Source organism: Streptococcus cristatus, from assembly GCF_003943535.1.
GTDB classification, from domain to species: domain Bacteria; phylum Bacillota; class Bacilli; order Lactobacillales; family Streptococcaceae; genus Streptococcus; species Streptococcus cristatus_L.
The window spans coordinates 414,193-439,499 of sequence record NZ_RJPU01000002.1; the positions used below are offsets into that span (position 1 = coordinate 414,193).

Genomic DNA, 25,307 nt, shown 5'->3' on the forward strand with positions numbered 1-25,307 from the left:
ATTTTCTCCTGAAGAAGAGGAGCAGTTTTATGACAGATAAATTTGCAGAATTTCTAAAAATCGCGTCTCAACTGAACAAGATAGGAATTGTTCCACTGCTGATGGGCTCCTTGGGGCTGGAGCAGGTTACTGGTCAGGACTGGCAGGCGCGGGATATTGATATTCATGTTCATGGTGATGAGCGTGGCTGGGAAGCACCAGACGAAGAGCGTATTTATGATATGGACAAGATCGAGCCCATGATGGGGCGTCTAGGTTATCGTTTAGTCAATCTGCACGAGCACGAATTTCAAAAAGAAGATTTGTCTATTGAATTCGGGGTCATGGAAACCTTGGAGGCATTTTCAGGTGTACCAATAGCTGAACTAACTCGAAAAGAGGTTGATGGTATTGAGTTTTTACTGCCGACTGCGGAGCAATTTTTAGCTATCTACCGAGCTTCTTCACAAGATTCTTACCGAAATGAAAATAACAATCATAAGGATTTTGCTAAGATTGCTTACTTAGAGGAGATGTTAAAAGCAAAGTGATTAAGAAAATAATTAGTGTGCTGTTTTCTATTCTCGCATTATTTATTTTGTCAGCATGCAACAACAGAGTAAATCGTGATTTAGCTAATACAGCAATATCCAATATTCGTTCCGTAGTAGAAGCTGCAGGGTTAGAAGCAGAAGGATACTCGACAGCTGATACCTTTGGTTATCAGGGATCTCCGATTTACATTAAAGGAACGAAACAATTTGTTGATGTCTATGTGGATTTTGAAAAAGATTATGTTGAGAGCACTCCAGTCCTTAAATACAATCCGAGGCTTAAAGAAGTTGAAAAGAAGAAATTCTTTGGTTTTTCCAAGAAAACAGTCTACCGTTTAGAAATGGAGTATGTTTCTGAAGATGACAATTACGATAGACTTGATGAAGCATACAATAAGTTACTTCAAAATGATAGATTGGCTTCAACATATTTAAACGATGATATGATTAGGCAGCTTTATATTAAAAACTCAATTGAATTGGACAAATTTGACTCGAGTTATTCATTGGTGCCCAAAAAAGAATATAGCGGTAATCCGAGAACTCATCTTGAAGAGCAAGAGAAAAGGGAAGCAATTTTGAAGAGGGATGTCAAAGAACTAACTCCGTTAATCAAGAACTTAGACCCAAGTAGAGTCAACAATCTCAATGAAGAGACGCTTGTTCGCAATCGTGATATACTCTTAAAAAGAGTTGCTGATGATCGTTCGACTTTTAGCATTAGAATACGAATCGATATAGATCAGGTACGAAAACAAAACCTACAAGTAACTAATGAAGATATTGACAATTGGACTGATTCTGATTTTGAATACTTACTTGCTCAAATACTTCAAATCGATAAGCTACCTAAGAATACTGAAGTACGTTTTAGTATAAAATATGGAAGCAAACTGAATTGGAAAACATTCAGTTTTGATAAAGAATAATTTTGGAAAGACTTTCAGGAATCCTCCTGTCTGTCTTTTTTACCAGCTTTTTGTTATAATGGTCAGAGTGAAAATCTAGAAATATCCAAGGGAGAGAATCATGTCATCATCCTATATCAATGTTATCGGTGCTGGTCTAGCTGGCAGTGAAGCAGCTTACCAGATTGCTAAGCGTGGAATCCCAGTCAAACTCTATGAAATGCGGGGTGTTAAGTCAACGCCTCAACACAAGACTGCAGATTTTGCAGAATTGGTCTGCTCTAACTCTCTAAGAGGAGATGCGCTGACCAATGCAGTTGGCCTCCTCAAGGAAGAAATGCGTCGGTTGGACTCGGTCATTTTAAGAGCTGCAGAAGCGACTTGGGTGCCGGCGGGTGGCGCTCTAGCGGTTGATAGAGAAGGTTTTTCTAAGATGGTAACGGAGTTGGTGACCAATCATCCATTGATTGAGGTCATTCGTGAAGAAATCACAGAAATTCCGGAGGATGCCATCACAGTCATTGCGACAGGACCCCTGACCAGCGATGCTTTGGCCGAAAAAATCCACGCGCTCAATGGCGGCGACGGCTTTTATTTCTACGACGCGGCAGCGCCAATCATTGATGTCAATACCATCGATATGACTAAGGTCTATCTCAAATCTCGTTATGATAAGGGCGAAGCTGCCTATCTCAATGCGCCAATGACCAAGCAAGAATTTATGGATTTCCATGAGGCTTTGGTCAATGCGGAGGAAGCACCACTTAATTCCTTTGAGAAAGAAAAATACTTTGAAGGTTGTATGCCTATTGAAGTCATGGCTAAGCGAGGCATTAAAACCATGCTTTATGGTCCGATGAAGCCGGTTGGTTTAGAATATCCAGATGACTATCAAGGACCTCGCGACGGAGATTTTAAGACGCCATACGCTGTAGTGCAGCTTCGCCAGGACAATGCAGCGGGCAGCCTTTATAATATTGTCGGCTTCCAGACTCATCTCAAGTGGGGCGAGCAAAAGCGTGTCTTTCAGATGATTCCTGGTCTTGAAAATGCAGAATTTGTCCGCTACGGTGTCATGCACCGTAACTCCTATATGGACTCTCCAAATCTGCTAGAGCAGACTTTCCGCTCTAAGAAACAGCCCAATCTTTTCTTTGCAGGGCAAATGACGGGTGTCGAAGGATATGTCGAATCAGCAGCTTCTGGTCTAGTTGCTGGTATCAATGCCGCTCGACTCTTCAAGGGAGAAGAAGCACTTGTCTTTCCAGAAACAACAGCAATCGGCAGTCTGCCGCATTATATCACTCACGCTGATAGCAAGCACTTCCAACCGATGAATGTCAATTTCGGTATTATCAAAGAGCTAGATGGGCCTCGGATTCGTGATAAGAAAGAGCGCTATGAGAAGATTGCTGAGCGTGCCTTGCAGGATTTACAGCCTTATTTGGATAAATAATCTATTTTCTATCATTATCTAATAAAAATCATTAAAAAGTTAGGAATTTCCTAACTTTTTTGCTTAATTTGTGATATAATAAATAAAAATTTTGAAAATAGAAAGTTTTCTGAAAATGAATAAATCCTATTTCTATCTTGATATGAAAACTCATGAGTTGGTGGTTCCTTACACCAAGCAAAAACGGCGCGTGCGAGTGCTGCTCCCTAAAAATTATGAACAAGATACTAAAAAGACCTATCCTGTAGTCTATTTTCATGATGGACAAAATGTCCTCTATAGCAAGGAGTCTTTCAGCGGGCATTCTTGGAAAGTGATTCCGACAATCAAGCGCAATCCTGATATTGAAAAAATGATAGTCGTGGCTATTGACAATGATGGACCACGACGGATGGATGAGTATTCCGCTTGGAAGTTTCAGGAGTCTAATATTCCTGGTGTCCAGTTTGGCGGCAAGGGCACAGAGTACGCAGAGTTTGTCATGGACGTCGTCAAACCTTTTATTGACGAAAATTATCGGACTAAGCCTGACCGCCAGCATACGACTATGATTGGTTCTTCACTGGGGGGCAATATTACCCAATTTATCGGCATTGAATATCAGGATCAGGTCGGCTGTCTAGGTGTTTTTTCATCGGCCAACTGGCTCCACCAAGAAGCTTTTGACCGCTATATAGAACGCCAGAAGTTGCATCCAGACCAGCGAGTTTTCATCTATGTTGGCACGGAGGAGGCTGATGATACAGATAAGACCCTCATGGCAGGCAATATCAAACAAGCCTATATTGATTCTTCGCTCAGTTATTACCGTCAGCTGATTGCTGCTGGTGTGGAGCTGGACAATCTCCACATCAAAATCCAGTCTGGAGCGATTCACAATGAAGTGGACTGGGCGGAAAACCTGCCCGACTGTTTCCGCTTTATCAGTGAAAAGTGGTAGGAAAAGAAGCTAAAAGGAGAAAACAAATGCATGTAGAATTTTTAAGTCATTGGAGCGGTCATCTGAACCGTGAAATGTATGTCAATCGTTACGGTCATGCTGGTATTCCAGTGGTAGTATTTGCCTCGTCAGGCGGTTCTCACAACGAATATGCTGATTTCGGCATGATTGAGGCCTGCTCTTGGTTTATCGAGGCAGGGAAGGTTCAGTTTTTCACTCTCAGCAGCGTGGATAGCGAAAGCTGGCTGGCGGACTGGAAACATCCCCATGACCGCGCTGAGATGCACCGTGCTTATGAGCGTTATGTCATTGAAGAAGCAATTCCCTTTATAAAACACAAGACAGGCTGGTTTGATCCAATGATGACGACAGGCTGCTCTATGGGCGCTTATCATGCAGTCAATTTCTTCCTCCAACATCCAGATGTTTTCAATAAAGTAATCGCCCTCAGTGGTGTCTATGATGCACGTTTCTTTGTCGGTGACAATTTGAACGACGAAGCCATTTATCAAAACTCGCCAGCTGATTATATCTGGCACCAAAATGATGGTTGGTTTATTGACCGCTATCGGCAGGCTGATATTATCGTTTGTACCGGTTTGGGCGACTGGGAGCAGGATGGCCTTCCTTCCTTCTACACACTGAAAGAAGCTTGCGAACACAAAAATATCCCAGCCTGGTTTGCTGAATGGGGACATGATGTGTCTCATGATTGGATTTGGTGGCGCAAGCAGATGCCTTATTTCTTGAGCCAGTTAAATCTCTAAAATGTTAAGTAGAAAGGAAGTCTTACTATGAATTATATTGTTATTTCACCTTATTATCCAGAAAATTTCCAGCAGTTTACGATTGAGCTGGCTAACAAGGGCATTACAGTGCTTGGTATCGGACAGGAGCCCTATGAGCAGTTAGGCCCAGGCCTCCAGCATGCTTTGACCGAGTATTTCCGTGTTGACAATTTGGAAAATCTGGACGAAGTTAAACGAGCGGTAGCCTTCCTTTTCTACAAACATGGACCGATTGACCGCATCGAATCTCATAATGAATACTGGCTGGAGCAAGATGCCCAGTTGCGGGAACAATTTAACGTTTTTGGAGCCAAGCCGGATGACCTGAAAAAGACCAAGTTCAAGTCTGAAATGAAGAAACTCTTCCAGAAAGCTGGTGTGCCAGTCGTTCCAGGTCAGGTTGTCAAAAAACTATCGGATGTGGAACAAGCAGTCAAAAAAATCGGCCTCCCTCTGATTGCTAAACCAGACAACGGGGTAGGAGCTGCAGCCACATTTAAGATTGAAACAGCCGCGGATGTTGAACATTTTAAGGCTGAGTGGGATCAGGAGACCGTCTATTTCTTTGAAAAATTTGTGACTTCTAGTGAGATCTGCACATTTGATGGACTGATTGATTCCGAGGGGAATATTGTCTTTTCAACAACTTTTGATTACGCCTACACACCGCTAGACCTCATGCTTTATAAAATGGATAATTCTTACTATGTCCTCAAGGAGATGGATCCAAAACTTCGTGCTTATGGAGAAGCCATCGTCCAAGCATTTGGCATGAAAGAGCGCTTTTTCCATATCGAATTTTTCCGCAAAGACGATGATTACATAGCTATCGAATACAATAATCGTCCAGCAGGTGGTTTCACCATCGATGTTTATAATTATGCTCACTCAATCGATCTCTATCGTGGATACGCGAATATTGTTGCGGGGGAACCTTTCCCCGAATCAGACATGGAGCCATTATTCTGCTTGGCAACATCTCGTCGCGCAAGCTCACATTATGCCTATTCAGAGGCGGAGTTGCTAGAGAAATATCGTGATAACTTTAAAGTCAAAAAAGATATGCCAGCGGCTTTCGCAGAGTTGCAAGGTGATTACCTCTACATGCTGACCACTCCAAGTCGGGAGCAGATGGAAGAGATGATTACTGACTTTGGAAAGAAAGCAGAATAATCTTTTATAGTAAATAGCTTCCTTACAACGGTGAACATCCAGTCAGCATATATAATAGTGTTTCGGAAATAGAATGAGAATCTAGTTTTGAATCTATTGAACCATTCAAAAAATCTAAGAATGATAGTTTGTGAAATATTTATTTTTGATTTATCAATCAGCCTATCCATGCGATATGCTGATTTTTCTTTGTGAAAAAATTTGAGCAAAAACTTTGACAGTGCTTTCAATATTCGCTAGAATAGAAGAGAAATAAATAATGCTTATACCCTGTATCATTCGGAATGATAGGACAGCTAGAGCGCTTGGGATATTCATAATATCCTAGTACAACTTAAATAGTTGCAGCTGCCCGTACACTCGATTGAATGGGGTTTTAGAAAGGCAAAGAAATGGCAACCTTAGATAAATCTCTCTTATTAGAGATGTTTCGTAAGATGGAAGAAATCCGTCGTATGGACTTAAAAATTGCACAACTTGTAAAAAAAGGGAAAGTTCCAGGCATGACTCACTTTTCAGTGGGTGAGGAAGCGGCCAACGTTGGTGCAATGTTAGCTTTGAATCCGGATGATTTAATCACTTCTAATCACCGTGGACATGGTCAAGCCATTGCCAAAGGCATTGACCTAAATGGTATGATGGCCGAGATCCTAGGTAAGTACAATGGTACTTGTAAAGGGAAAGGCGGCTCTATGCATATTGCCGATCTGGACGCTGGGAACCTTGGTGCCAATGGTATCGTAGGTGGCGGTATGGGGATTGCTGTCGGTGCGGCTCTTACTCAGCAAATGCAGAAGACAGGTAAGATTGTCGTCTGTTTCTTTGGTGACGGTGCGACCAACGAAGGTGTTTTCCACGAAGCAGTTAACATGGCTTCTATCTGGAATCTCCCAGTTATTTTCTACTGCATTAACAATGGTTATGGAATCTCTGCGGATATCAAGAAAATGACCAATGTGGAACACATCCACGAGCGCAGCGCAGCCTATGGAATCCCAGGCATGTTCATCGAAGACGGAAATAATGTTCTGGATGTCTATGAAGGCTTCCAAAAGGCTGTCGAGCACGTCCGTAGTGGTAAAGGACCGGTCTTGATCGAAAGTGTAACCTATCGTTGGTTAGGACATTCATCTTCTGATCCTGGTAAATACCGCACTCGTGAAGAAGTAGACGAATGGAAGAAAAAAGATCCCATTGAAAATCTTCGCAACTACTTGCTAGAAAATGACATTGCAAGTGAGGAGGAACTAGAAGCTATTCAAACTAGTGTCAAAGAAGCGGTAGAAGCATCTGTCAAGTTTGCAGAAGAAAGCCCATTCCCACCGCTTGAATCTGCTTTTGAAGATATTTACGCAGACTAAAGAGAGGAGAAAAAAGAAAATGGAAACTAAAACAATGTCATTTCGTGACACCATTATCCTCGCTATGTCTGAGGAAATGCGTCGCGATGAAAATGTACTCTTGATGGGAGAGGATGTCGGAGTTTTCGGTGGAGATTTCGGAACATCTGTTGGTATGCTGGAAGAATTTGGACCTGAGCGTGTACGCGACTGTCCGATTTCAGAAGCAGCGATTTCTGGAGCAGCAGCAGGAGCAGCCATGACAGGACTTCGCCCGATTGTTGATATGACTTTCATGGACTTCGCTGTAATTGCTATGGATAATATCGTCAACCAAGCGGCTAAAACACGTTATATGTTTGGTGGTAAAGGGCAAGTTCCGATGACCATTCGCTGTGCGGCTGGTAATGGAGTGGGGTCCGCAGCGCAGCACTCACAATCTCTAGAGTCTTGGTTTACCCACATTCCAGGCCTCAAGGTAGTAGCACCAGGTACGCCTGCTGATATGAAAGGCCTCCTCAAGGCTTCTATCCGCGATAACAACCCAGTTATCATTCTTGAGTACAAGTCAGAATTTAACCAAAAAGGGGAAGTGCCAGTTGATCCAGACTACACGATCCCACTTGGGGTAGGGGAAATCAAACGCGAAGGTACAGATGTAACAGTTGTTACCTACGGTAAAATGCTTCGCCGTGTCATGCAGGCGGCTGAAGAATTGGCAGAAGAAGGTATCTCTGTAGAAGTCGTTGACCCACGTACATTGGTGCCACTTGATAAAGAAATTATCATCAACTCTGTTAAAAAGACTGGTAAGGTTGTTCTCGTCAACGATGCCCACAAAACAAGTGGTTATATCGGAGAGATTTCAGCGATTATTTCTGAATCTGAAGCATTTGACTATCTAGATGCACCAATTCGCCGTTGTGCTGGAGAAGATGTGCCAATGCCATATGCACAAAACTTGGAAAATGCAATGATTCCGACTCTTGAAAGCATCAAAGACGCTATTCGGAAGACATATCATAAAGAATAAGGTATAATAAAGAAAAGGCTTTCTCATGGATTAGATTACATAGATTATTTTATGTAATCTAATCTTGTGTAGAGGTCCTAATAAGTACTTTTAATATTTATATTTAGTGTGGGCTAAAAGCTCGGAAAAAAGATAAATCTCCTTGACTTCATCGAAGTCTGCGTTGATTTCCTATTTTTCGGTCGCTTTTAAACGCCCTTTGTATCATAAATAGAATTGGAGAGGTCATGGCTGATGACAAGCTAAGAGCGACTCCTGCGGCTAGAAAGTTAGCGGATGATCTAGGTATCAACCTCTACGACGTTTCTGGCTCAGGCGCAAACGGTCGTGTCCACAAAGAAGATGTGGAAACTTATAAAGACACAAATGTGGTTCGCATTTCGCCACTTGCAAAACGAATTGCCCTCGAACATAACATTGCTTGGCAGGAAATCCAAGGAACGGGTCATCGTGGTAAGATTATGAAGAAGGACGTTTTGGCCTTGCTTCCTGAAAATATCGAAAACGATACCATCAAGTCTCCTGCTCAGATCGAAAAAGTGGAAGAAGTTCCAGACAATATCACTCCTTATGGTGAGATTGAGCGTATTCCAATGACACCAATGCGTAAGGTTATCGCCCAACGTATGGTTGAATCCTACCTAACTGCGCCGACCTTCACGCTCAACTACGATGTCGATATGTCAGAAATGTTGGCGCTTCGTAAGAAGGTTCTTGAGCCAATCATGGAAGCAACTGGTAAGAAAATTACGGTTACTGACTTGCTTTCTCTCGCTGTTGTTAAGACACTGATGAAGCACCCATACATCAACGCTTCATTGACCGAAGACGGCAAGACCATTATCACTCACAATTATGTCAACCTTGCTATGGCTGTGGGAATGGATAATGGCTTGATGACACCTGTTGTTTACAATGCTGAGAAGATGAGCCTTTCAGAGTTGGTTGTAGCCTTCAAGGATGTGATTGGACGTACCTTGGATGGCAAATTGGCTCCAAGTGAACTGCAAAATTCAACATTCACAATCAGTAACTTGGGAATGTTTGGTGTTCAGTCCTTTGGTCCTATTATTAACCAACCAAATTCAGCAATCCTCGGGGTTAGCTCAACAGTAGAGAAACCTGTAGTTGTAAATGGCGAGATTGTGATTCGTCCAATCATGAGCCTTGGATTAACGATTGACCACCGTGTCGTAGATGGTATGGCTGGTGCTAAGTTTATGAAAGACTTGAAAGCCTTAATTGAGAACCCAATCTCAATGTTGGTTTAAATAATACAGTATTTATTTTTAGAGATATAGATAAAGGAAGTAAGACATGGCCTTAGAAGTAATTATGCCAAAAGCCGGCGTGGATATGACAGAAGGACAAATCGTCCAATGGAATAAAAAAGTCGGAGAATTTGTAAAAGAAGGAGAAATCCTTTTGGAAATCATGACTGACAAAGTCAGCATGGAATTGGAAGCCGAAGAAGATGGCTACTTGATTGCCATCCTAAAAGGAGATGGTGAAACGGTCCCTGTAACGGAAGTCATTGGCTACCTTGGTGAAGAAGGGGAGAACATCCCAACTGCTGGAGCTACAGCGCCAGAAGCTAGTCCTGTACCTGCAGCTAGTGCTTCAAACGACGATGGTAAGAGTGATGATGCCTTTGATATCGTTGTGATTGGTGGTGGTCCTGCTGGTTATGTGGCAGCCATTAAAGCAGCCCAACTCGGTGGTAAGGTTGCCCTTGTTGAGAAATCAGAACTCGGTGGAACCTGCTTGAACCGTGGCTGTATCCCAACCAAGACCTACCTTCACAACGCTGAAATCATCGAAAACATCGGTCACGCAGCAAACCGTGGTATCTTGATCGAAAATCCTAACTTCACTGTAGATATGGACAAACTCCTTGAAACCAAGTCTAAGGTTGTAAACACCTTGGTAGGTGGTGTTGCTGGTCTCCTTCGTAGCTACGGAGTTACTGTTCATAAGGGAATTGGTACAATCACTAAAGACAAGAATGTCTTGGTTAATGGCTCAGAATTGCTTGAAACCAAGAAAATCATCCTTGCTGGTGGTTCAAAAGTCAGCAAGATCAACGTTCCTGGTATGGAATCATCACTCGTGATGACCAGTGATGACATTCTTGAAATGAACGAAGTACCAGAAAGCCTCGTAATCATCGGTGGTGGGGTTGTCGGTATCGAACTCGGCCAAGCTTTCATGACATTTGGTTCAAAAGTAACTGTTATCGAAATGATGGACCGTATTGTTCCAGCTATGGATGCGGAAGTATCTAAGAATCTTCGCTTGATTTTGGAACGCAAAGGCATGACTATCTTGACAGGTACAAAACTCCAAGAAATCATCGAGGAAAATGGTCAACTTCGTATCAAGGTTGAAGGAAAAGACGATATCATCGCAAGTAAAGCTCTTCTTTCAATCGGTCGTGTTCCAGACCTTGAAGGAATTGGCGATGTTGAGTTTGAATTGGATCGTGGACGTATCAAAGTCAATGAATACATGGAAACTTCAGTTCCAGGTATCTACGCACCAGGTGACATCAACGGTACTAAGATGTTGGCTCACGCAGCCTTCCGCATGGGTGAAGTTGCCGCTGAAAATGCCCTTAAAGGAAATCATGCTGTTGCCAAACTGAACTTGACTCCTGCAGCTATCTACACTCTTCCTGAAGTAGCAGCAGTAGGTCTGACTGAAGAACAAGCACGTGAGAAATACGATGTAGCCATCGGTAAATTCAACTTTGCTGCGAACGGCCGTGCTATTGCATCAGATGCGGCTCAAGGTTTCGTAAAAGTTATCGCTGATAAGAAATACGGAGAAATCCTTGGTGTGCACATCATTGGTCCTGCAGCTGCAGAATTGATCAACGAAGCGTCAAGTATCATCGAAATGGAAATCACTGTTGAAGAAATGCTCAAGACCATCCACGGACACCCAACCTACTCTGAAGTGATGTACGAAGCATTTGCAGATGTTCTAGGAATGGCAATCCATTCACCTAAGAAAAAATAAAACGAAGATAGTTCAGACTGGAAAGATATTTTCCAGTTTCTATCGTATAAAGGGATATCATGAAATACATTATCAATCATTCAAACGACACTGCCTTTAATATCGCCTTGGAAGAATATGCCTTTAAACACCTACTTGATGAGGATCAAATCTTCCTTCTTTGGATCAATAAACCATCTATCATTGTCGGACGTCACCAGAATACTATTGAAGAAATCAATCGTGATTATGTTCGAGAAAATGGCATTGAGGTAGTCCGCCGTATCAGTGGTGGTGGAGCTGTTTACCATGATTTAAACAACCTCAACTACACGATTATTTCAAAAGAAGATGAAAACAAGGCCTTTGACTTCAAGAGCTTCTCAACTCCCGTTATCAACACCTTGGCTCAACTCGGTGTTAAAGCTGAGTTTACAGGCCGTAACGACCTTGAGATTGATGGCAAGAAATTCTGTGGAAATGCCCAAGCCTATATCAATGGGCGTATCATGCACCACGGTTGCTTGCTCTTTGACGTTGATTTGTCAGTCCTAGCAAATGCCCTTAAGGTTTCAAAAGATAAATTTGAGTCAAAAGGGGTTAAATCTGTCCGTGCCCGTGTAACCAATATTATCGATGAATTGCCAGAAAAAATCACAGTTGAAGAATTCCGGGATTTGCTATTGGAATACATGAAAAAAGAGTATCCAGAGATGACTGAATACGTCTTCTCAGAAGAAGAATTGGCTGAAATCAACCGCATCAAGGATACCAAGTTTGGAACTTGGGACTGGAACTACGGAAAATCACCTGAATTTAACGTCCGTCGTGGAACAAAATTCCCTAGTGGTAAGGTCGAAGTCTTTGCCAATGTTATCGAGTCAAAAATCCAAGACATCAAGATTTATGGTGACTTCTTTGGTATCGAAGACGTCGCAGCAGTAGAAGATGTCCTTCGTGGAGTGAAATACGAACGCGAAGATGTCCTCAAAGCACTGGAAACAATAGATATTACCCGCTACTTTGCCGGTATTAGCCGTGAAGAAATCGCTGAAGCAGTGGTGGGATAAAATCATAAGAGATTCGCTTTTGCGGATCTTTTTTTAAACTCATTTTTACCTATAGATAGTTTCTAATATATTGCTTTCATGGTATACTATAGATGGATTAAGTCATTTGAAAGGCTTGAAGTATCTCTCTTTAGAAAGTGTGATCTTATGAAACGAGTCTTTATTATCTTTTCTAATCTTTTTGTCACCAGCTTTCTTCTTTGGATTGCCTTTATTTCCCCAAATACGCTCATCTATCGAAGCCTCCCTGTGGTAGGAGTTCTTAAACAAGAAAGAGCTGTCACCTATGAGGAGCTTTCAGCCAACTTAGATCAGTTAGCAAAGGAAAGCAGTAGTGTAATCGCTCGTCAGATTCAACAAACGGATGCTGAAGGTCAGGTCAAGTTCTCCTATGATCTCTACGGAGAGGGAGAGACTCCAAAGGGGATCAAAAAAGCAGAGAAAGAAGTCGCTTCTAAGGAAAGCTTACTTACCAATTACTATATCCTATCAGGGAAGTTACCACTCGAAAAGTTGACTCAGAAACTCCATGAACTTGGTTTTTCAAAGACTTTCATGAATAAGCCTAATCTCTTGCAGAATTTTATGGCATTTTTTGGATCTGGTTCCCAATCCTTAGCCTTGGTTATTTTTATTCTTAGCTTTAGTGCATTGGCCATTATTCAAAAAACACTTGAATTGAGGAGTGCAGGGATTCGTTACATTGGAGGGATGAGACGGTACCAACTCTTTGGACGTTCTCTCATGGAAGACAGCAGAGAGTTGCTTTTAGGATGTATTGGAGCCAGTGCCTTAGGATCCATTTTGATTTATTGCTTACAATTAACCCCCTTTGCCTATTCCTTCATTATTTCAAGTAGTATCATTTATAATACGCTCTTGCTCATCGTATCTGCTCTCCTGTCCTTTATATTTGCATTCAGCATCCAGACGGTGCACTTGGTTAGCCTTTTAAAAGGGAAAATTCCAGTAAAAAGGATTTTAGTTTTTCTCTTTACCTGTCAATTTCTCGCTGTTGCTCTCATTGGCCTTGCTATCCATCGGGTCAGTATCTATGGTTCTGTCTGGCAGACTTACCAAGAGGGGAAAGTGGCTTGGTCTAAAGAGACGAATTGGGTTCAAATTGGTGTAAATCGGGAGGATTTTTCACAGAATACAAACAAAGAGACGCAAATTGAAAACAGAGCCAAATGGACTAAGCTAATCGAGTCTGGCATTGAAAAAGGCGGTCTCTTGGTCTATCATCAGCTCGTATCTTTTAATTCAAAAGGCCTCATGAACGATCCTAGAACAGGGAGAACTCTTTCAATCACAGATTACGATCCTCTTGCCAATAGCCTATATGTCACTCCAAATTACCTCGATATCCAAAGGATCTCGGTTTCCCCTGAGGAAAAAGAGCGCTTGAATCACTTGCAAGCTGGAGAATTTGGCCTCTTGCTCCCTGAAAAGTTGAAGGGTCAAGAAGAGGAGTTGAAAAAACGCTATGAAGATTATCTGACTCCTAGAGATGAACAAGGAAAGAGCCAGTTACCCATGAAAGCACGGGTGACCTATCTTCCTAACAACCAAAAACGCTTTATTTACAACAATACACCTATGAACTATCAGCAATTCTTGACCGATCCGATTTTGGTTGTTGTTCGACCTAAAAGCTTTGGTGGCTACGACAATCCTTATTTCTCTCAACTCAATTCTTATCTGTATTTTGATGGACTTGAAAAAAGCAAGAAGCTAGTAGCTGAGCATGGGCTTGAAAAAAACGTAAGTCAATATGACTATGCAGCAGCTGTCTATCAGCAGATGATGCAATCCATTCAATTAGAGAACCTCATGGCCATTGCTGGCGGTATCTTCGGAATGGCGACCTCCATTCTACTCTTTAACACCATGAATTTCCTCTATTTTGAAGAGTTTAGAAGACCGATATTTCTGAAGAAGATTGCGGGTATGGACTTTTTGAAAATTCACCAAAGCATGCTCGTATCAGAGATTGTCATGCTGCTATTAGGTAGTGTCCTGATTTTCTTTCTCACACAGGAATGGTGGATCGCTCTCATCACGCTCTTATTATTTGCGACCAATGCATGGCTGATTCTTCTTTACCGCTCGCATAAAGAGGACCATTTCTTGCCCATTATTCTGAAAGGAGCCTAATATGATTAAAATAGAACACCTGATAAAATCATTTGGAGAACGGACTGTCTTTCAGGATATCAATCTGCAATTTGAAGCAGGAAAGGTCTATGCGCTAATCGGAAATAGTGGTTGTGGCAAGACAACCCTACTCAATATTCTAGCCAAACTAGAACCTTATGATAAGGGGAGCATCAGCTATCGAGGGCAAGAGCTTAAGCAAATCAAACCTCATCACTTTTTCAAAAATGAATTAGGCTATCTCTTTCAAAACTTTGGTCTTCTTGAAAACGAAACCGTAGCTGCCAATTTAGAACTTGGATTGATTGGTCAAAAATCGACTAAACAAGAGAAGAAGCAGCGAGAAGAAGAAGTCTTAGAAAAGGTGGGATTGGATTATCTCACACTCAATCAAAAAGTCTATGAATTATCAGGCGGAGAAGCGCAACGTGTCGCCTTGGCCAAAGTCATCCTCAAGGATCCTCCCTTGATTTTAGCAGATGAACTGACTGCAGCACTCGATCCGGAAACTTCACAAGAAATTATGAACTTACTGTTATCATTGAAAAAGCCAGACCGTTTGATGATTCTTGCGACACATAACCCAGCGATTTGGGAAAAGACCGATGAAGTGATTCGGTTAAATACTAAATAAGTAAGTAAAAATACTCTACGATTTTTAATCGTAGAGTATTTTCTGTGTTTCTGTCATAACTTAAATTATGTAAACTATAGTTTATCCAAAGCATTCTTTTGTTCATCATTGACAATGTGGGTGTAAAGGTCAGTGACTTGTGTACTAGCATGCCCTAGCTGGTGACTGACGAGAACTTGAGATTTGGTTGCATCGTATAAACGTGTAGCAAGCGTATGGCGGAGTTTGTGAGGTGTCACTCGCACCTTGAAGTCCTCAGAATACTTGGCCACCATTTTTTCGACACTAGAAGCATCGATTCGATTAGGAGTACCACGGTATTCAGTCAAAAAGAAGGCTGTATCTGTCTTTTCGGCCTTGTATCGTTTGCTTCGAATGTTCAGATATTCCTCTAAATAGGGTTTAGCAAAAGCGGCAACGTTGACAGAGTCCCTTTTCCCGCCTTTTCTTGTCACTTCGATGACCATCATTTTGAGATTGATGTCCTTTAGGTCCAGATTGACAGCTTCAGACAGACGAACACCAGAGGCTAGCAGCAAGGCAATGATGGCTAAATCTCGTTCTTTGTTCTTGTTGAAGGAAGATAGGGCGCGATTAGAGAGCTTCTTAGGGTATTCCGTATCGATATACTGGAGGAATTCCTCGGTTTCATCCCCTAAAAAGAGCTTCTGCTTAATATTCTCTGCACGAGCGGCCAGAGTCTCCTTTTTCTTCTTAGTAGCAACTTTTTTCATCACATTTCGATAGAAGTAGGGCTCACCCTGCTCGTTTTCAACTTCCTCAGTCAAATATTTGTAGAGGCTGGACAAAGCTGAAAGAGTCCGATTGATGGTTGTCTGGGAAACACCGTTTTGGGTCGTATTAGCATTGAGAAGCGGCCGCTCTCGCAGATACAGAATGAAGGCTTCCATGTCTTTCTTGGTCATATTTTCCAAGACCGAGAGAGGAATCTCAGCAATCTCTGAAGCGTCAGATATACCAGAGTCTAAAACCCAGCGAAAAAATCGATCGTATTCTTTAAGATATTCATACAAGGTCGTAAAACTATAAGGTACTGCCAGCTTGGATTGGTAGTATTCTAGAACGTACCAAGGCATAATCTGCTTCAGTTTATCAATTCGTTCCAATAAAATCTCGCGTTTCATTCCATCTTCCTCATGATTTTTCTATAAAAGAAGTATAACATATCTAGGTGTATTTTTCAAGAAAATTATAGTTTTTCGGAAAGATGTTAGAGGGAAGTAATAGTCCATAACTAAAAAAAATTTTTCCGCCAAAAATTGAAAAAATGTACTTTATTTCACAGTAAACTGAATTTTTTTAAAACCAAAACTTCCACTAAAAATGAACATTATTAAAGTGAAAACTGAAATTTTTCCATTTGTACATTTTGTGAAAATAAATTCGATAAATCAAATAAACCTCGTGTGTGTACTTCCTTTAAAATTTTGTTATCACAATTCTCTGCATCATAAAATGCCTGTAATGATAGATAGGATTTTTACTTAAATGGAACAAAATGCTCTCGTTTACGTCTACGACCTTTACAAATAATGCATGGTTCCATGTTACGTTTTTCAAATAGAACTCTTTCCCTGATCAATTTTTTGTATCTATGATTAGGATTGTTTTGGCACTTCCACCAAACTCTAATTAGACTTTTACCTGTTACTCTTTCCGGATTCGCAAGCAGTATATTGTTTAGATAATCCCATTCGCTCATTAGATGTGGATGCGTTTCTTTTAGATTATTTTGAACTGCAGGAATTATCTGATCTGTGCAATTTGGACAAACATTATCTGTACTAGGTGGATTACTCTTCAGATATCGTTCTAAAACAACATTGAGTTTTTCTCTGAAATTACAATAACATGTATTACAATGCCAAAGATAGCGTTTATTAGATTTAGTATCTATTACTATTTCTTCCGTAGAAACATTATTCTCAACATTCCACATACTATTCAAGTCAGGATAAAGATCTAGTAACGTGTTTAATCCCTTTAAGGGTTCTTTGTTACTACAATAAGGGCAACTATTTTTTACTTCCCGCCGTCTAGGAATCGAGCATAGGTATTCACCATGACAGTTGGAGCAACACCACCAATATTTTTTAGTCTCAATGTCTGTTTGTGCAAGGAAAATAGGCATTTTATTTTTCTCGCTCCACTCTTCAACCAAAATTGGTTCGTTGTGAAACGCATTGTTTTTGAAAATACTAGTTACCCACTCACAAAAGTTAGGGCAAGTTTGAAAATTCCAATTGCCTAGTTCAGTTCTTAAAATCATTTCCTTAGGACTACAATCAAATTCGATACCACAACAAGGGCAGACCCAACTTACCAAATCATTAATTACTTGTCTTGTCTTGTCTTGTCTTGTCTTGTCTTGTCTTGTCTTGTCTTGTCTTGTCTTGTCTTGTCTTGTCTTGTCTTGTCTTGTCTTGTCTTGTCTTGTCTTGTCTTGTCTTGTCTTGTCTTGTCTTGTCTTGTCTAATGATTGTACCATCATTCTCTCCTTTGTCAAGCGTTTTTTTTCTGAATTAGGTGTAAAACTTTTTGACCTTTTTCAGTAATTGCATACTTACCACGTTTGTTTTGATAAGGACAAACATACTCTCCCTCAATCAAATCACGCAATAATCTATTTGTTTTTAGTTTTGACATGTGGTTGATGTCAGCTATCTCTTGTTGAGATAGGGAGATATAATAATCGCCTTTCACTTCGACTTGATTCTCCTTCAGAGACTTTAACAGTCGAAAAGTATCATTAGCGAAAGGTTCAAGAGTGAATTCAACCATAAGCAGCCCTCCTAACTTAATTATTATATCACAAAAATAAAATGACTAAAAGGACATATTAGTACACCATAATATATATTCTAAAATTTTTTCCACTAAGAAAATAATAAAAACAAGTCATTTTTAGCACTTTCTGGTATCAGTGACTGGGTTTATTGCGATTACAAAACAATTTGGGACTATTAGTCAATTACCATTCTCTAATTCTATAAATATCTCACCCATACTCATCCTTTTCTTTCAAAATATACATTTACTATTCCATCTTTAGTACCTCCATCGACACAAACGTTGTACATTATTCTTTCTTAAAATAATGTACAAAACAAAAATAAAGTACATTTTTTAAACAGTGTACTTTATGTTTCTAATTCAGTTGTATCAAGGGTTTAACCCTTATTAAGTCAAATGTACAAAAATTTTCAGTTTTGAATTGAGAAACTAAACTCTGTCTTGTTTTACCTAAAATTTATTCTTCTAATTCGATTTTTTGAAAATAATCCAGTTGCCATTTTTGTGTTGCCCGAGCTGCTTTATTTAAATTGCTGCACCAGGACGGATAAAACCGCATAGCCATTTTTCCTTTACAATCCTTTGTAGAAAGAATTTTTTTACTGATAGCCACCTCTTTGGGAATTATAAATATACCGCAATGACGGTCGTCGATGACGACAATAACCAGTTCATCTCCCAAGTCCTCATCGCTATAAGGAATATTCTTGTTGTCTTGGCCTTTTTTCCAAAAGACTGTAAAGTAGCCTTCTTTTTTGGGTGTTTTCTTTGCCAAACGGCATCTTTTATATTCTTGATCATCCTTTGGCTTAATCAAAATGTTTTCATAGTCTTCATTCCATCTTTCATTTATCAGATCAAAGTCACCATAATACCTATGAAGAATGTCTGTCATTTTCATTGTTTTATTGTCTTTCTAAATTTTTACCGAAATAAAATTATGTAATATAATTATTAGAATAAAAACTCCCGAATTAAATCAATGACTTGATCATTTTGCGGCAGAGATGAATGATGTGCAGTCTTACCTGTGATGACGACCTCTCTGTGCGAAGCGATCTTTCCTTTATAAATCAAGCTCCCAGCTTCTACACTGCTTCTATGGACAATACCATCGCCATCTCGGAAAAATATTCCCAAAATTGACAAATGCTGCAGGTTCTTAGGAAGTTTTCCCTGGTTGGCTACAAAGTCATCTAGCATCGCAACTCGATGATTGAGATTTTTCTTGTTCAGATTATAAGGACTGCCAATAGTCAGGAGCTTTTCCATCCCCAACCCTGAATGGTTTGCTAGGTATTGCTGCAGGAATACTGTATAAACTAGTCCGCCATTAGAATGTCCCAGTCCTTTAAAGCTGTTAAAAGAGTACTTTTCTTGCAAAACAGTTATGGCAGCGTTGAACATAGCAGCCTGCTTCTTGATATTTTTGTAACCATCGCGATTATTCTGAAAACCAACCACGAAAATGGGGGTTCTGTCCTTTCGCTTCAAATGCCCACGATAAGTTATATGCCCGTCATTCCAGACTTTAATACGAACCAGACTATGATGCGGATGTTGATTGCGATTGAGCTTTTTAACCATTCGATTAAAACGATTCTCTGTTGCTGAACTGCCCGGAATCATGATAATTGGCTGAATATCAACTTTGCTAAAGGGCAGATGACTGATGGGATGAGAAGTGAGTTTCGCTTGTATGTCGTTATAAAGCTGAATTAGGTACTTAATAAACTTTTTCATTTCTTTTTCCTAAGTGTATAAAACAAGTTACATAAAATAAATTATGTAACTTGTTTGCAATTACTTCCGTTTTTTCTTGTTTTTCTTCATTTGCTTGGCCATTTTATTCATGCTGCGGCGCATGAGAAATTCTCCCGCTTTTCCTTTGAGGCCACCGCCGAAAAGTTGACTCATATCTGGCATACCTGCTCCGCCTAAAGCAGATAAATCAGGCATACCGCCTTGGCCCATCATGCCTTCTAAAGCTGACATATCAGGCGTGCCACCCGGCATATTTTTAGGCAGATTGTTAGGATTGAGCCCCATCTGTTTCATCATTTTGTTCATATCTCCAGATAGGACGCCCTGCATCATCTGTTTAGCTTGGTTAAAGTCTTTGATAAACTTATTGACTTCGACAAAGCTATTACCAGAACCAGCCGCAATCCGACGACGACGACTTGGGTTGAGCAGGTCTGGATTTTCCCGCTCTGCTGGTGTCATAGAAGATACGATGGCACGTTTACGGGCAATTTCTTTTTCATCCACTTTGATGTTTTTAAGAGCAGGATTATTGGCCATACCTGGCAGCATCTTGAGCAATTCTTCCATAGGGCCCATGTTCTGCACTTGGTCCAGCTGGTCGATGAAATCGTTGAAATCAAAGGTATTTTCCCGCATTTTTTCAGCCATTTCAAGAGATTTCTTTTCATCATACTCTTGAGCGGCCTTTTCAATCAGGGTCAACATATCCCCCATACCGAGGATACGGCCAGACATACGGTCTGGGTGGAAGGTTTCGATATCAGTAATCTTTTCACCGGTACCAGTGAACTTGATTGGTTTGCCAGTAATCTGACGGACTGACAGAGCTGCACCACCACGGGTATCCCCATCAATCTTGGTCAGGATAACCCCAGTTACTTCCAGCTGATTGTTAAATTCACGGGCTACATTTGCTGCTTCCTGGCCGATCATGGCATCGACAACCAGCAGAATTTCATTTGGCTGTGCTAAAGCCTTGACATCAGCTAGCTCCTGCATGAGTTTTTCATCAATTTGTAGGCGACCAGCCGTATCAATCAGGACATAGTCGTTGTGATTAGCCTTGGCTTGCTCCAAACCTTGACGGACAATCTCTACTGCTGGAATTTCTGTCCCCAAGGCAAAGACTGGCACATCAATTTGTTGTCCCAGTGTTTTCAGCTGATCAATAGCCGCTGGACGGTAGATATCCGCCGCAATCATCAAAGGACGAGCATTTTCTTCTTTCTTGAGTTTATTGGCCAATTTACCCGCAAAGGTCGTCTTACCAGCCCCTTGCAAACCGACCATCATGATAATAGTCGGAATCTTTGGGGACTTGATAATCTCGGCAGTATCAGAACCTAGAATGGCTGTTAGCTCTTCGTCTACGATTTTGATGATCTGTTGAGCTGGATTGAGCGTGTCAATAACTTCGTGTCCAATAGCTCGCTCACGAATCTTTTTAATAAAGTCTTTAACAACAGGCAGGGCAACGTCAGCCTCCAAGAGGGCAAGACGAATCTCCTTGGTCGCTTCCTGGATATCACTCTCAGAAATTTTGCCCTTTCTGCGTAGGTTTTTAAAGACGTTCTGTAAGCGTTCAGTTAAATTTTCAAAAGCCATAAATATTTCTCCTCTTAATTATCAAATGATGGAAATGGACAGGTTTCTATCCGTTTTATTCTCGGTTATCAATGCTGGACAAAACCGCAAGTTGCTCCTGTAAATAGGGATCATCAGGATATTTCTCCATAATCTGATCGAAAATCTGACTTCTGACGATATAGTCAGAGTACATGTGCAGTTTCATTTCGTAGTCTTCCAGAATTTTCTCTGTCCGCTTGATATTGTCATAGACAGCTTGGCGGCTCACGTTAAACTCCTCGGCAATCTCAGCAAGGCTGTAGTCATCCGCATAGTAGAGCTCAATATAGTTCATCTGCTTGTCGGTCAGCAAAGCCGCATAAAACTCAAACAGAGCATTCATTCGATTTGTTTTTTCAATTTCCATAAAGAATATTATACCAAATAATCCCTTTAAACTCCACTCTTTCGGTATATTTGAAAATAGAGAATTATAAAAAACTGCCGACCGACAGTTTTATAACATAATTTAAATTATGTAATCATTTGTTTTCTAAATAAAATTCAAAGCGTTCGCCGACATACTGGCTTTTTACATACTCAAAGGCCGTTCCATCATCAAAATAAGAAACCTGTGTTAGCCCTAAAATAGCGTGACCACGGGAAATTCCTAGATATTTAGCGATCTTTTCCTTGGCCAAACGGGCGTAAATGGTCTGCTGGGACTTGCCGATTTTATAGCCGTGCTCTTGTAAGGTCTGGAAGAAATGGCTGGTCACTTCTTCTTTTTTGAAATTCTTTATAAATTTCTCTGGAATTGAGGCAACTTCATAGACCACTGGGATATCGTCAGCGTAGCGAACCCGTTCCATGCGGATGATGTTCTCTGTCTTATGAATGCCCAGCTTTTCGACTTCTCGCTCGCTAGGCAGCGTCCGACGGTAGGAAATCAGCTGGCTGGATGGTATTTTCCCTTGAGACTTCATAATTTCTGTAAAACTAGTTGTTCCACGCATTTTTTCCTGAACGCGTGTACTAGCAACATAAGTCCCGCTGCCGACTCGACGCTCTAGCACCCCTTCCTCCACCAGAAGCGTAATAGCTTGGCGCAGGGTCATTCTGCTGACCTCGAAAGTTTCAGCAAGATCACGTTCACTTGGTAAACGCTCGCCAATCTCCCAAATACCTTCGTCAATATCTTTTTTTATTTGATCATGTATTTTCACATAAGCAGGTAACATCAATAGCCCTCTTTTCTGATTTTAAGCAGCTTTTTTATACATTTATTGTATTATCAATTAGTTTAAAAGTCAAACTAAATATCAATCAATGTAGGGAAATCCTATTTTATTACCATTTTTTAGACAAAAATGCTCTCACTTTTCAGTTATTTTTACTTGCAGCTAGTCCTATTACCTTGGAAAAATTCGATTTTTGTGATAAAATGATGGGAAAAAGATTACTTCTTTTAAGAAAGGGAAAAGATGACAACTACAACTGAATTGCAAGATGTTGAAAAAATCATCGTGCTTGATTACGGCAGCCAGTACAATCAGCTGATCTCACGTCGCATCCGTGAAATTGGTGTATTTTCTGAACTCAAGAGCCACAAGATCACAGCGGATGAAGTCCGTGCTATCCGTCCTGTTGGGATTATCCTTTCAGGTGGGCCTAACTCGGTTTATGAAGAAGGTTCATTTGATATTGACCCAGAGATTTTTGAGTTGGGGATTCCAATTTTGGGAATTTGCTACGGTATGCAGCTTTTGACTCATAAATTAGGCGGGAAAGTGTTGCCAGCAGGTGATGCCGGCAATCGTGAATATGGTCAATCCAAGCTGACTCGTGCTACTTCTCTTCTTTTTGAAGGCACACCAGATGAGCAGCTTGTCCTGATGAGCCACGGTGATGCGGTAACAGAGATTCCTGCAGATTTTGTCCGTACTGGTACATCTGCAGACTGTCCTTTTGCATCTATTGAGAATCCTGACAAGAAAATCTACGGAATTCAATTCCACCCTGAGGTTCGTCATTCTGAGTACGGTTACGATATTCTGCGCAATTTTGCTCTCAATATCTGTGGCGCTAAGGGCGACTGGTCTATGGATAACTTCATCGATATGCAGATTCAAAAAATTCGTGAAACAGTCGGCGACAAACGTGTCCTGCTCGGCCTATCAGGTGGTGTTGACTCTTCTGTTGTAGGCGTCCTCTTGCAGAAAGCTATCGGCGATCAATTGATCTGTATCTTTGTAGATCACGGTCTTTTGCGCAAAGGCGAAGCAGATCAGGTCATGGATATGCTGGGCGGCAAGTTTGGTCTTAATATCGTTAAAGCGGACGCAGCGAAGCGTTTCCTTGACAAACTTGCTGGTGTATCTGATCCAGAGCAAAAACGTAAAATCATCGGAAACGAGTTTGTCTACGTCTTTGACGATGAAGCCAGCAAACTGAAAGATGTAAAATTCTTAGCTCAAGGAACTCTCTATACAGACGTTATCGAATCTGGTACTGACACTGCTCAAACGATCAAGTCTCACCACAATGTTGGTGGTCTGCCAGAAGATATGCAGTTTGAGCTGATTGAACCTCTAAATACACTCTATAAGGATGAAGTGCGTGCTTTGGGTACAGAGCTTGGTATGCCTGATGAAATTGTATGGCGCCAGCCATTCCCAGGTCCTGGTCTTGCTATCCGTGTCATGGGTGAAATAACAGAGGAAAAATTGGAAACCGTCCGCGAATCAGACGCTATTCTCCGTGAAGAAATTGCCAAGGCTGGTCTTGACCGCGATATCTGGCAATACTTCACTGTCAACACTGGCGTTCGTTCAGTAGGTGTTATGGGCGACGGTCGGACTTACGACTACACAATTGCCATTCGTGCTATCACTTCTATCGATGGTATGACAGCTGACTTTGCCAAGATTCCTTGGGATGTTCTGCAAAAAATCTCTGTTCGTATCGTCAATGAAGTTGACCATGTTAACCGCATCGTCTACGATATTACCAGCAAACCACCTGCAACTGTTGAGTGGGAGTAACAAATATGCAAAAACCAGCTAGAATTTAGCTGGTTTTTAGTTGCATTTTTTTAGACAGTCTTATTGACCTAGCAACCCCTTAAAGAAATTGACGATTGCATTCCAGATATTGCTGAAGAAATTACCGCCATCTTCAAGAAGTCCGTTTGCGTCAAAGTTAAGGTTGATATTATTGAATGTGTCACCAGCCTTTGAAACAATACTGTTTTTCAAGTCGGTGAGAGTTTTTGTGAAATCAGAATTTGTGATGACTCCGCTGTTTGAAAGATTGACAGCAAAGTTAATAATCAGATTGATTTGGTCAGCTGTGACGGAACTGCTAAGACCGTAGTTTTTCAGTGTTTCTTCAACGATTTTACGGACATCAGCTTCTGTCAAATTGCTATTATGCTTTTTAGCATTAGCAACAGCTGTTTTAATATCTGTCAGAGCCACATTCAGCTTATCAGCATCGTAACCTTCCTTGCCCTGGTTCTCAGCATTGATATTTGAAAGTGCGGATAATTCTTCCTGAGCCAGATCTTTATTTTCCTGGGGAACGCTTGCTCCATTTTCCTCCAGCGAGTAATAGATACCAGCCAGGGCGCTTTCTCCAGTTACAGGGATCGGTGCTGCTACTGTGATTTCTGCATGCTGTACGCCCAAGGTGACTGCTGCATTACGATACATATCTTCTGTAACTTTGGTGATATTCTGCGGCGTAACAATCTTAACTTGAAGTGGCTTCTTGTTACCCAACTTCTTAATCTTAACAGAAGAATATAGCTGTAAACTAGGATCATTTGCCACATTCATAATCTTTGAATAGACATCAGGTGTCATTGTCTTCAGAGGTTTAGAATCACTCGATGCATTGTAGCCTAAGAGCTGAAGCGTTTGCTCTTTTTGACTGTCATCCAAGGAATAGCCCAAGACATACTCAGGCTGAACATAGGTTTCGTCAATGACTTTTTGGACGTTTGTGTCAGCCGTTGCTGTGGATACGGTAAAGAGCGTAGCTAGAAAAGCTCCTGCCGTTAGTAATGTTTTCTTAAATTTCATTTTACTCCTCAATCTATCTCTAAACAATAAGGTTTTAGAGAAG

General features: G+C 41.0%; 23 protein-coding genes. 14 read left to right on the plus strand and 9 right to left on the minus strand.

From position 1 onward, the window contains the following. Positions 1–29: 29 nt before the first annotated feature. From D8790_RS05295 to D8790_RS05355, 13 genes are all read left to right on the plus strand, one after another. On the plus strand, positions 30–530 hold the full coding sequence (locus D8790_RS05295; RefSeq protein ID WP_125387837.1) for a phosphoribosylanthranilate isomerase: 501 nt from the start codon (positions 30–32) through the stop codon (positions 528–530). Further along, a complete protein-coding gene (locus D8790_RS05300; protein ID WP_125387838.1) occupies positions 527–1,462 on the plus strand; it encodes a hypothetical protein in 936 nt (311 codons plus the stop codon). The genes D8790_RS05295 and D8790_RS05300 overlap by 4 nt, the downstream gene beginning before the upstream one ends. Before the next feature lie 100 nt (positions 1,463–1,562). After that, a complete protein-coding gene (trmFO, locus tag D8790_RS05305; RefSeq protein ID WP_125387839.1) occupies positions 1,563–2,897 on the plus strand; it encodes a methylenetetrahydrofolate--tRNA-(uracil(54)-C(5))-methyltransferase (FADH(2)-oxidizing) TrmFO in 1,335 nt (444 codons plus the stop codon). A 115-nt stretch (positions 2,898–3,012) separates the two neighbouring features. Then, positions 3,013–3,837 carry an alpha/beta hydrolase gene (locus D8790_RS05310; protein ID WP_125387840.1) on the plus strand — a complete coding sequence of 275 codons (825 nt, stop codon included), beginning with the start codon at positions 3,013–3,015 and terminating at the stop codon, positions 3,835–3,837. A 26-nt stretch (positions 3,838–3,863) separates the two neighbouring features. Continuing rightward, positions 3,864–4,604 (plus strand): esterase family protein, encoded by a 741-nt coding sequence (locus D8790_RS05315; RefSeq protein WP_125387841.1) that lies wholly within the window; start codon positions 3,864–3,866, stop codon positions 4,602–4,604. 27 nt (positions 4,605–4,631) lie between these two features. Next, on the plus strand, positions 4,632–5,798 hold the full coding sequence (locus D8790_RS05320; RefSeq protein WP_125387842.1) for an ATP-grasp domain-containing protein: 1,167 nt from the start codon (positions 4,632–4,634) through the stop codon (positions 5,796–5,798). Positions 5,799–6,190: 392 nt separating this feature from the next. Further along, a complete protein-coding gene (locus D8790_RS05325; protein WP_125387843.1) occupies positions 6,191–7,159 on the plus strand; it encodes a thiamine pyrophosphate-dependent dehydrogenase E1 component subunit alpha in 969 nt (322 codons plus the stop codon). A 19-nt stretch (positions 7,160–7,178) separates the two neighbouring features. Continuing rightward, complete coding sequence (locus D8790_RS05330; protein ID WP_125387844.1) at positions 7,179–8,171, plus strand: alpha-ketoacid dehydrogenase subunit beta; 993 nt, start codon at positions 7,179–7,181, stop codon at positions 8,169–8,171. Between the two features lie 227 nt (positions 8,172–8,398). After that, on the plus strand, positions 8,399–9,442 hold the full coding sequence (locus D8790_RS05335; protein WP_125387845.1) for a dihydrolipoamide acetyltransferase: 1,044 nt from the start codon (positions 8,399–8,401) through the stop codon (positions 9,440–9,442). A 46-nt stretch (positions 9,443–9,488) separates the two neighbouring features. Then, the gene (gene lpdA / locus D8790_RS05340) at positions 9,489–11,192 is read left to right on the plus strand and encodes a dihydrolipoyl dehydrogenase (RefSeq protein WP_125387846.1); all 1,704 of its coding nucleotides are present in this window, start codon (positions 9,489–9,491) and stop codon (positions 11,190–11,192) included. Positions 11,193–11,251: 59 nt separating this feature from the next. Then, positions 11,252–12,241, plus strand: a complete 990-nt coding sequence (lplA, locus tag D8790_RS05345; RefSeq protein ID WP_125387847.1) for a lipoate--protein ligase — start codon at positions 11,252–11,254, stop codon at positions 12,239–12,241. A gap of 147 nt (positions 12,242–12,388) precedes the next feature. Beyond that, a complete protein-coding gene (locus D8790_RS05350; RefSeq protein WP_125387848.1) occupies positions 12,389–14,398 on the plus strand; it encodes a DUF1430 domain-containing protein in 2,010 nt (669 codons plus the stop codon). A 1-nt stretch (position 14,399) separates the two neighbouring features. After that, complete coding sequence (locus D8790_RS05355; RefSeq protein ID WP_125387849.1) at positions 14,400–15,032, plus strand: ABC transporter ATP-binding protein; 633 nt, start codon at positions 14,400–14,402, stop codon at positions 15,030–15,032. 74 nt (positions 15,033–15,106) lie between these two features. On the opposite strand, the gene xerS is transcribed toward D8790_RS05355, so the two are convergent. From xerS to D8790_RS05395, 8 genes are all read right to left on the minus strand, one after another. Further along, entirely contained in the window at positions 15,107–16,177 is a 1,071-nt protein-coding gene (xerS, locus tag D8790_RS05360) for a tyrosine recombinase XerS (RefSeq protein WP_125387850.1), read from the minus strand. A gap of 356 nt (positions 16,178–16,533) precedes the next feature. Continuing rightward, a complete protein-coding gene (locus D8790_RS05365) occupies positions 16,534–17,544 on the minus strand; it encodes a zinc-ribbon domain-containing protein (protein ID WP_221765899.1) in 1,011 nt (336 codons plus the stop codon). An 11-nt stretch (positions 17,545–17,555) separates the two neighbouring features. After that, a complete protein-coding gene (locus tag D8790_RS05370) occupies positions 17,556–17,834 on the minus strand; it encodes a hypothetical protein (RefSeq protein WP_125387851.1) in 279 nt (92 codons plus the stop codon). Between the two features lie 469 nt (positions 17,835–18,303). Then, on the minus strand, positions 18,304–18,747 hold the full coding sequence (locus D8790_RS05375) for a MepB family protein (protein ID WP_048763855.1): 444 nt from the start codon (positions 18,745–18,747) through the stop codon (positions 18,304–18,306). 53 nt (positions 18,748–18,800) lie between these two features. After that, positions 18,801–19,589 carry an alpha/beta hydrolase gene (locus tag D8790_RS05380; RefSeq protein WP_125387852.1) on the minus strand — a complete coding sequence of 263 codons (789 nt, stop codon included), beginning with the start codon at positions 19,587–19,589 and terminating at the stop codon, positions 18,801–18,803. A gap of 60 nt (positions 19,590–19,649) precedes the next feature. After that, on the minus strand, positions 19,650–21,218 hold the full coding sequence (gene ffh, locus D8790_RS05385) for a signal recognition particle protein (RefSeq protein ID WP_125387853.1): 1,569 nt from the start codon (positions 21,216–21,218) through the stop codon (positions 19,650–19,652). Between the two features lie 55 nt (positions 21,219–21,273). After that, positions 21,274–21,606 carry a putative DNA-binding protein gene (locus D8790_RS05390; RefSeq protein WP_005590307.1) on the minus strand — a complete coding sequence of 111 codons (333 nt, stop codon included), beginning with the start codon at positions 21,604–21,606 and terminating at the stop codon, positions 21,274–21,276. A 115-nt stretch (positions 21,607–21,721) separates the two neighbouring features. Continuing rightward, positions 21,722–22,420: a GntR family transcriptional regulator gene (locus tag D8790_RS05395; protein ID WP_125387854.1), complete on the minus strand. Its 699-nt coding sequence runs from the start codon at positions 22,418–22,420 to the stop codon at positions 21,722–21,724. Between the two features lie 243 nt (positions 22,421–22,663). Here D8790_RS05395 and guaA point away from each other — a divergent pair, with 243 nt between their 5' ends. Beyond that, the gene (gene guaA, locus D8790_RS05400; RefSeq protein ID WP_125387855.1) at positions 22,664–24,223 is read left to right on the plus strand and encodes a glutamine-hydrolyzing GMP synthase; all 1,560 of its coding nucleotides are present in this window, start codon (positions 22,664–22,666) and stop codon (positions 24,221–24,223) included. 60 nt (positions 24,224–24,283) lie between these two features. Here the strand turns inward: guaA and D8790_RS05405 are convergent, their stop codons facing one another. Further along, complete coding sequence (locus tag D8790_RS05405) at positions 24,284–25,264, minus strand: DUF1002 domain-containing protein (RefSeq protein ID WP_125387856.1); 981 nt, start codon at positions 25,262–25,264, stop codon at positions 24,284–24,286. Between the last annotated feature and the right edge of the window lie 43 nt (positions 25,265–25,307).

Bases quoted from the DNA above. Each gene is read 5' to 3' on its own strand.
- lpdA (WP_125387846.1), top strand. From the start codon at position 9,489: ATGGCCTTAGAAGTAATTATGCCAAAAGCCGGCGTGGATATGACAGAA.
- D8790_RS05405 (WP_125387856.1), bottom strand. From the start codon at position 25,264: ATGAAATTTAAGAAAACATTACTAACGGCAGGAGCTTTTCTAGCTACG.
- D8790_RS05320 (WP_125387842.1), top strand. From the start codon at position 4,632: ATGAATTATATTGTTATTTCACCTTATTATCCAGAAAATTTCCAGCAG.
- D8790_RS05310 (WP_125387840.1), top strand. From the start codon at position 3,013: ATGAATAAATCCTATTTCTATCTTGATATGAAAACTCATGAGTTGGTG.
- D8790_RS05350 (WP_125387848.1), top strand. From the start codon at position 12,389: ATGAAACGAGTCTTTATTATCTTTTCTAATCTTTTTGTCACCAGCTTT.
- D8790_RS05325 (WP_125387843.1), top strand. From the start codon at position 6,191: ATGGCAACCTTAGATAAATCTCTCTTATTAGAGATGTTTCGTAAGATG.
- ffh (WP_125387853.1), bottom strand. From the start codon at position 21,218: ATGGCTTTTGAAAATTTAACTGAACGCTTACAGAACGTCTTTAAAAAC.
- trmFO (WP_125387839.1), top strand. From the start codon at position 1,563: ATGTCATCATCCTATATCAATGTTATCGGTGCTGGTCTAGCTGGCAGT.
- D8790_RS05355 (WP_125387849.1), top strand. From the start codon at position 14,400: ATGATTAAAATAGAACACCTGATAAAATCATTTGGAGAACGGACTGTC.
- D8790_RS05395 (WP_125387854.1), bottom strand. From the start codon at position 22,420: ATGTTACCTGCTTATGTGAAAATACATGATCAAATAAAAAAAGATATT.
- D8790_RS05330 (WP_125387844.1), top strand. From the start codon at position 7,179: ATGGAAACTAAAACAATGTCATTTCGTGACACCATTATCCTCGCTATG.
- D8790_RS05370 (WP_125387851.1), bottom strand. From the start codon at position 17,834: ATGGTTGAATTCACTCTTGAACCTTTCGCTAATGATACTTTTCGACTG.
- D8790_RS05335 (WP_125387845.1), top strand. From the start codon at position 8,399: ATGGCTGATGACAAGCTAAGAGCGACTCCTGCGGCTAGAAAGTTAGCG.
- D8790_RS05295 (WP_125387837.1), top strand. From the start codon at position 30: ATGACAGATAAATTTGCAGAATTTCTAAAAATCGCGTCTCAACTGAAC.
- guaA (WP_125387855.1), top strand. From the start codon at position 22,664: ATGACAACTACAACTGAATTGCAAGATGTTGAAAAAATCATCGTGCTT.
- D8790_RS05380 (WP_125387852.1), bottom strand. From the start codon at position 19,589: ATGAAAAAGTTTATTAAGTACCTAATTCAGCTTTATAACGACATACAA.
- lplA (WP_125387847.1), top strand. From the start codon at position 11,252: ATGAAATACATTATCAATCATTCAAACGACACTGCCTTTAATATCGCC.
- xerS (WP_125387850.1), bottom strand. From the start codon at position 16,177: ATGAAACGCGAGATTTTATTGGAACGAATTGATAAACTGAAGCAGATT.
- D8790_RS05375 (WP_048763855.1), bottom strand. From the start codon at position 18,747: ATGAAAATGACAGACATTCTTCATAGGTATTATGGTGACTTTGATCTG.
- D8790_RS05390 (WP_005590307.1), bottom strand. From the start codon at position 21,606: ATGGAAATTGAAAAAACAAATCGAATGAATGCTCTGTTTGAGTTTTAT.
- D8790_RS05315 (WP_125387841.1), top strand. From the start codon at position 3,864: ATGCATGTAGAATTTTTAAGTCATTGGAGCGGTCATCTGAACCGTGAA.
- D8790_RS05365 (WP_221765899.1), bottom strand. From the start codon at position 17,544: ATGATGGTACAATCATTAGACAAGACAAGACAAGACAAGACAAGACAA.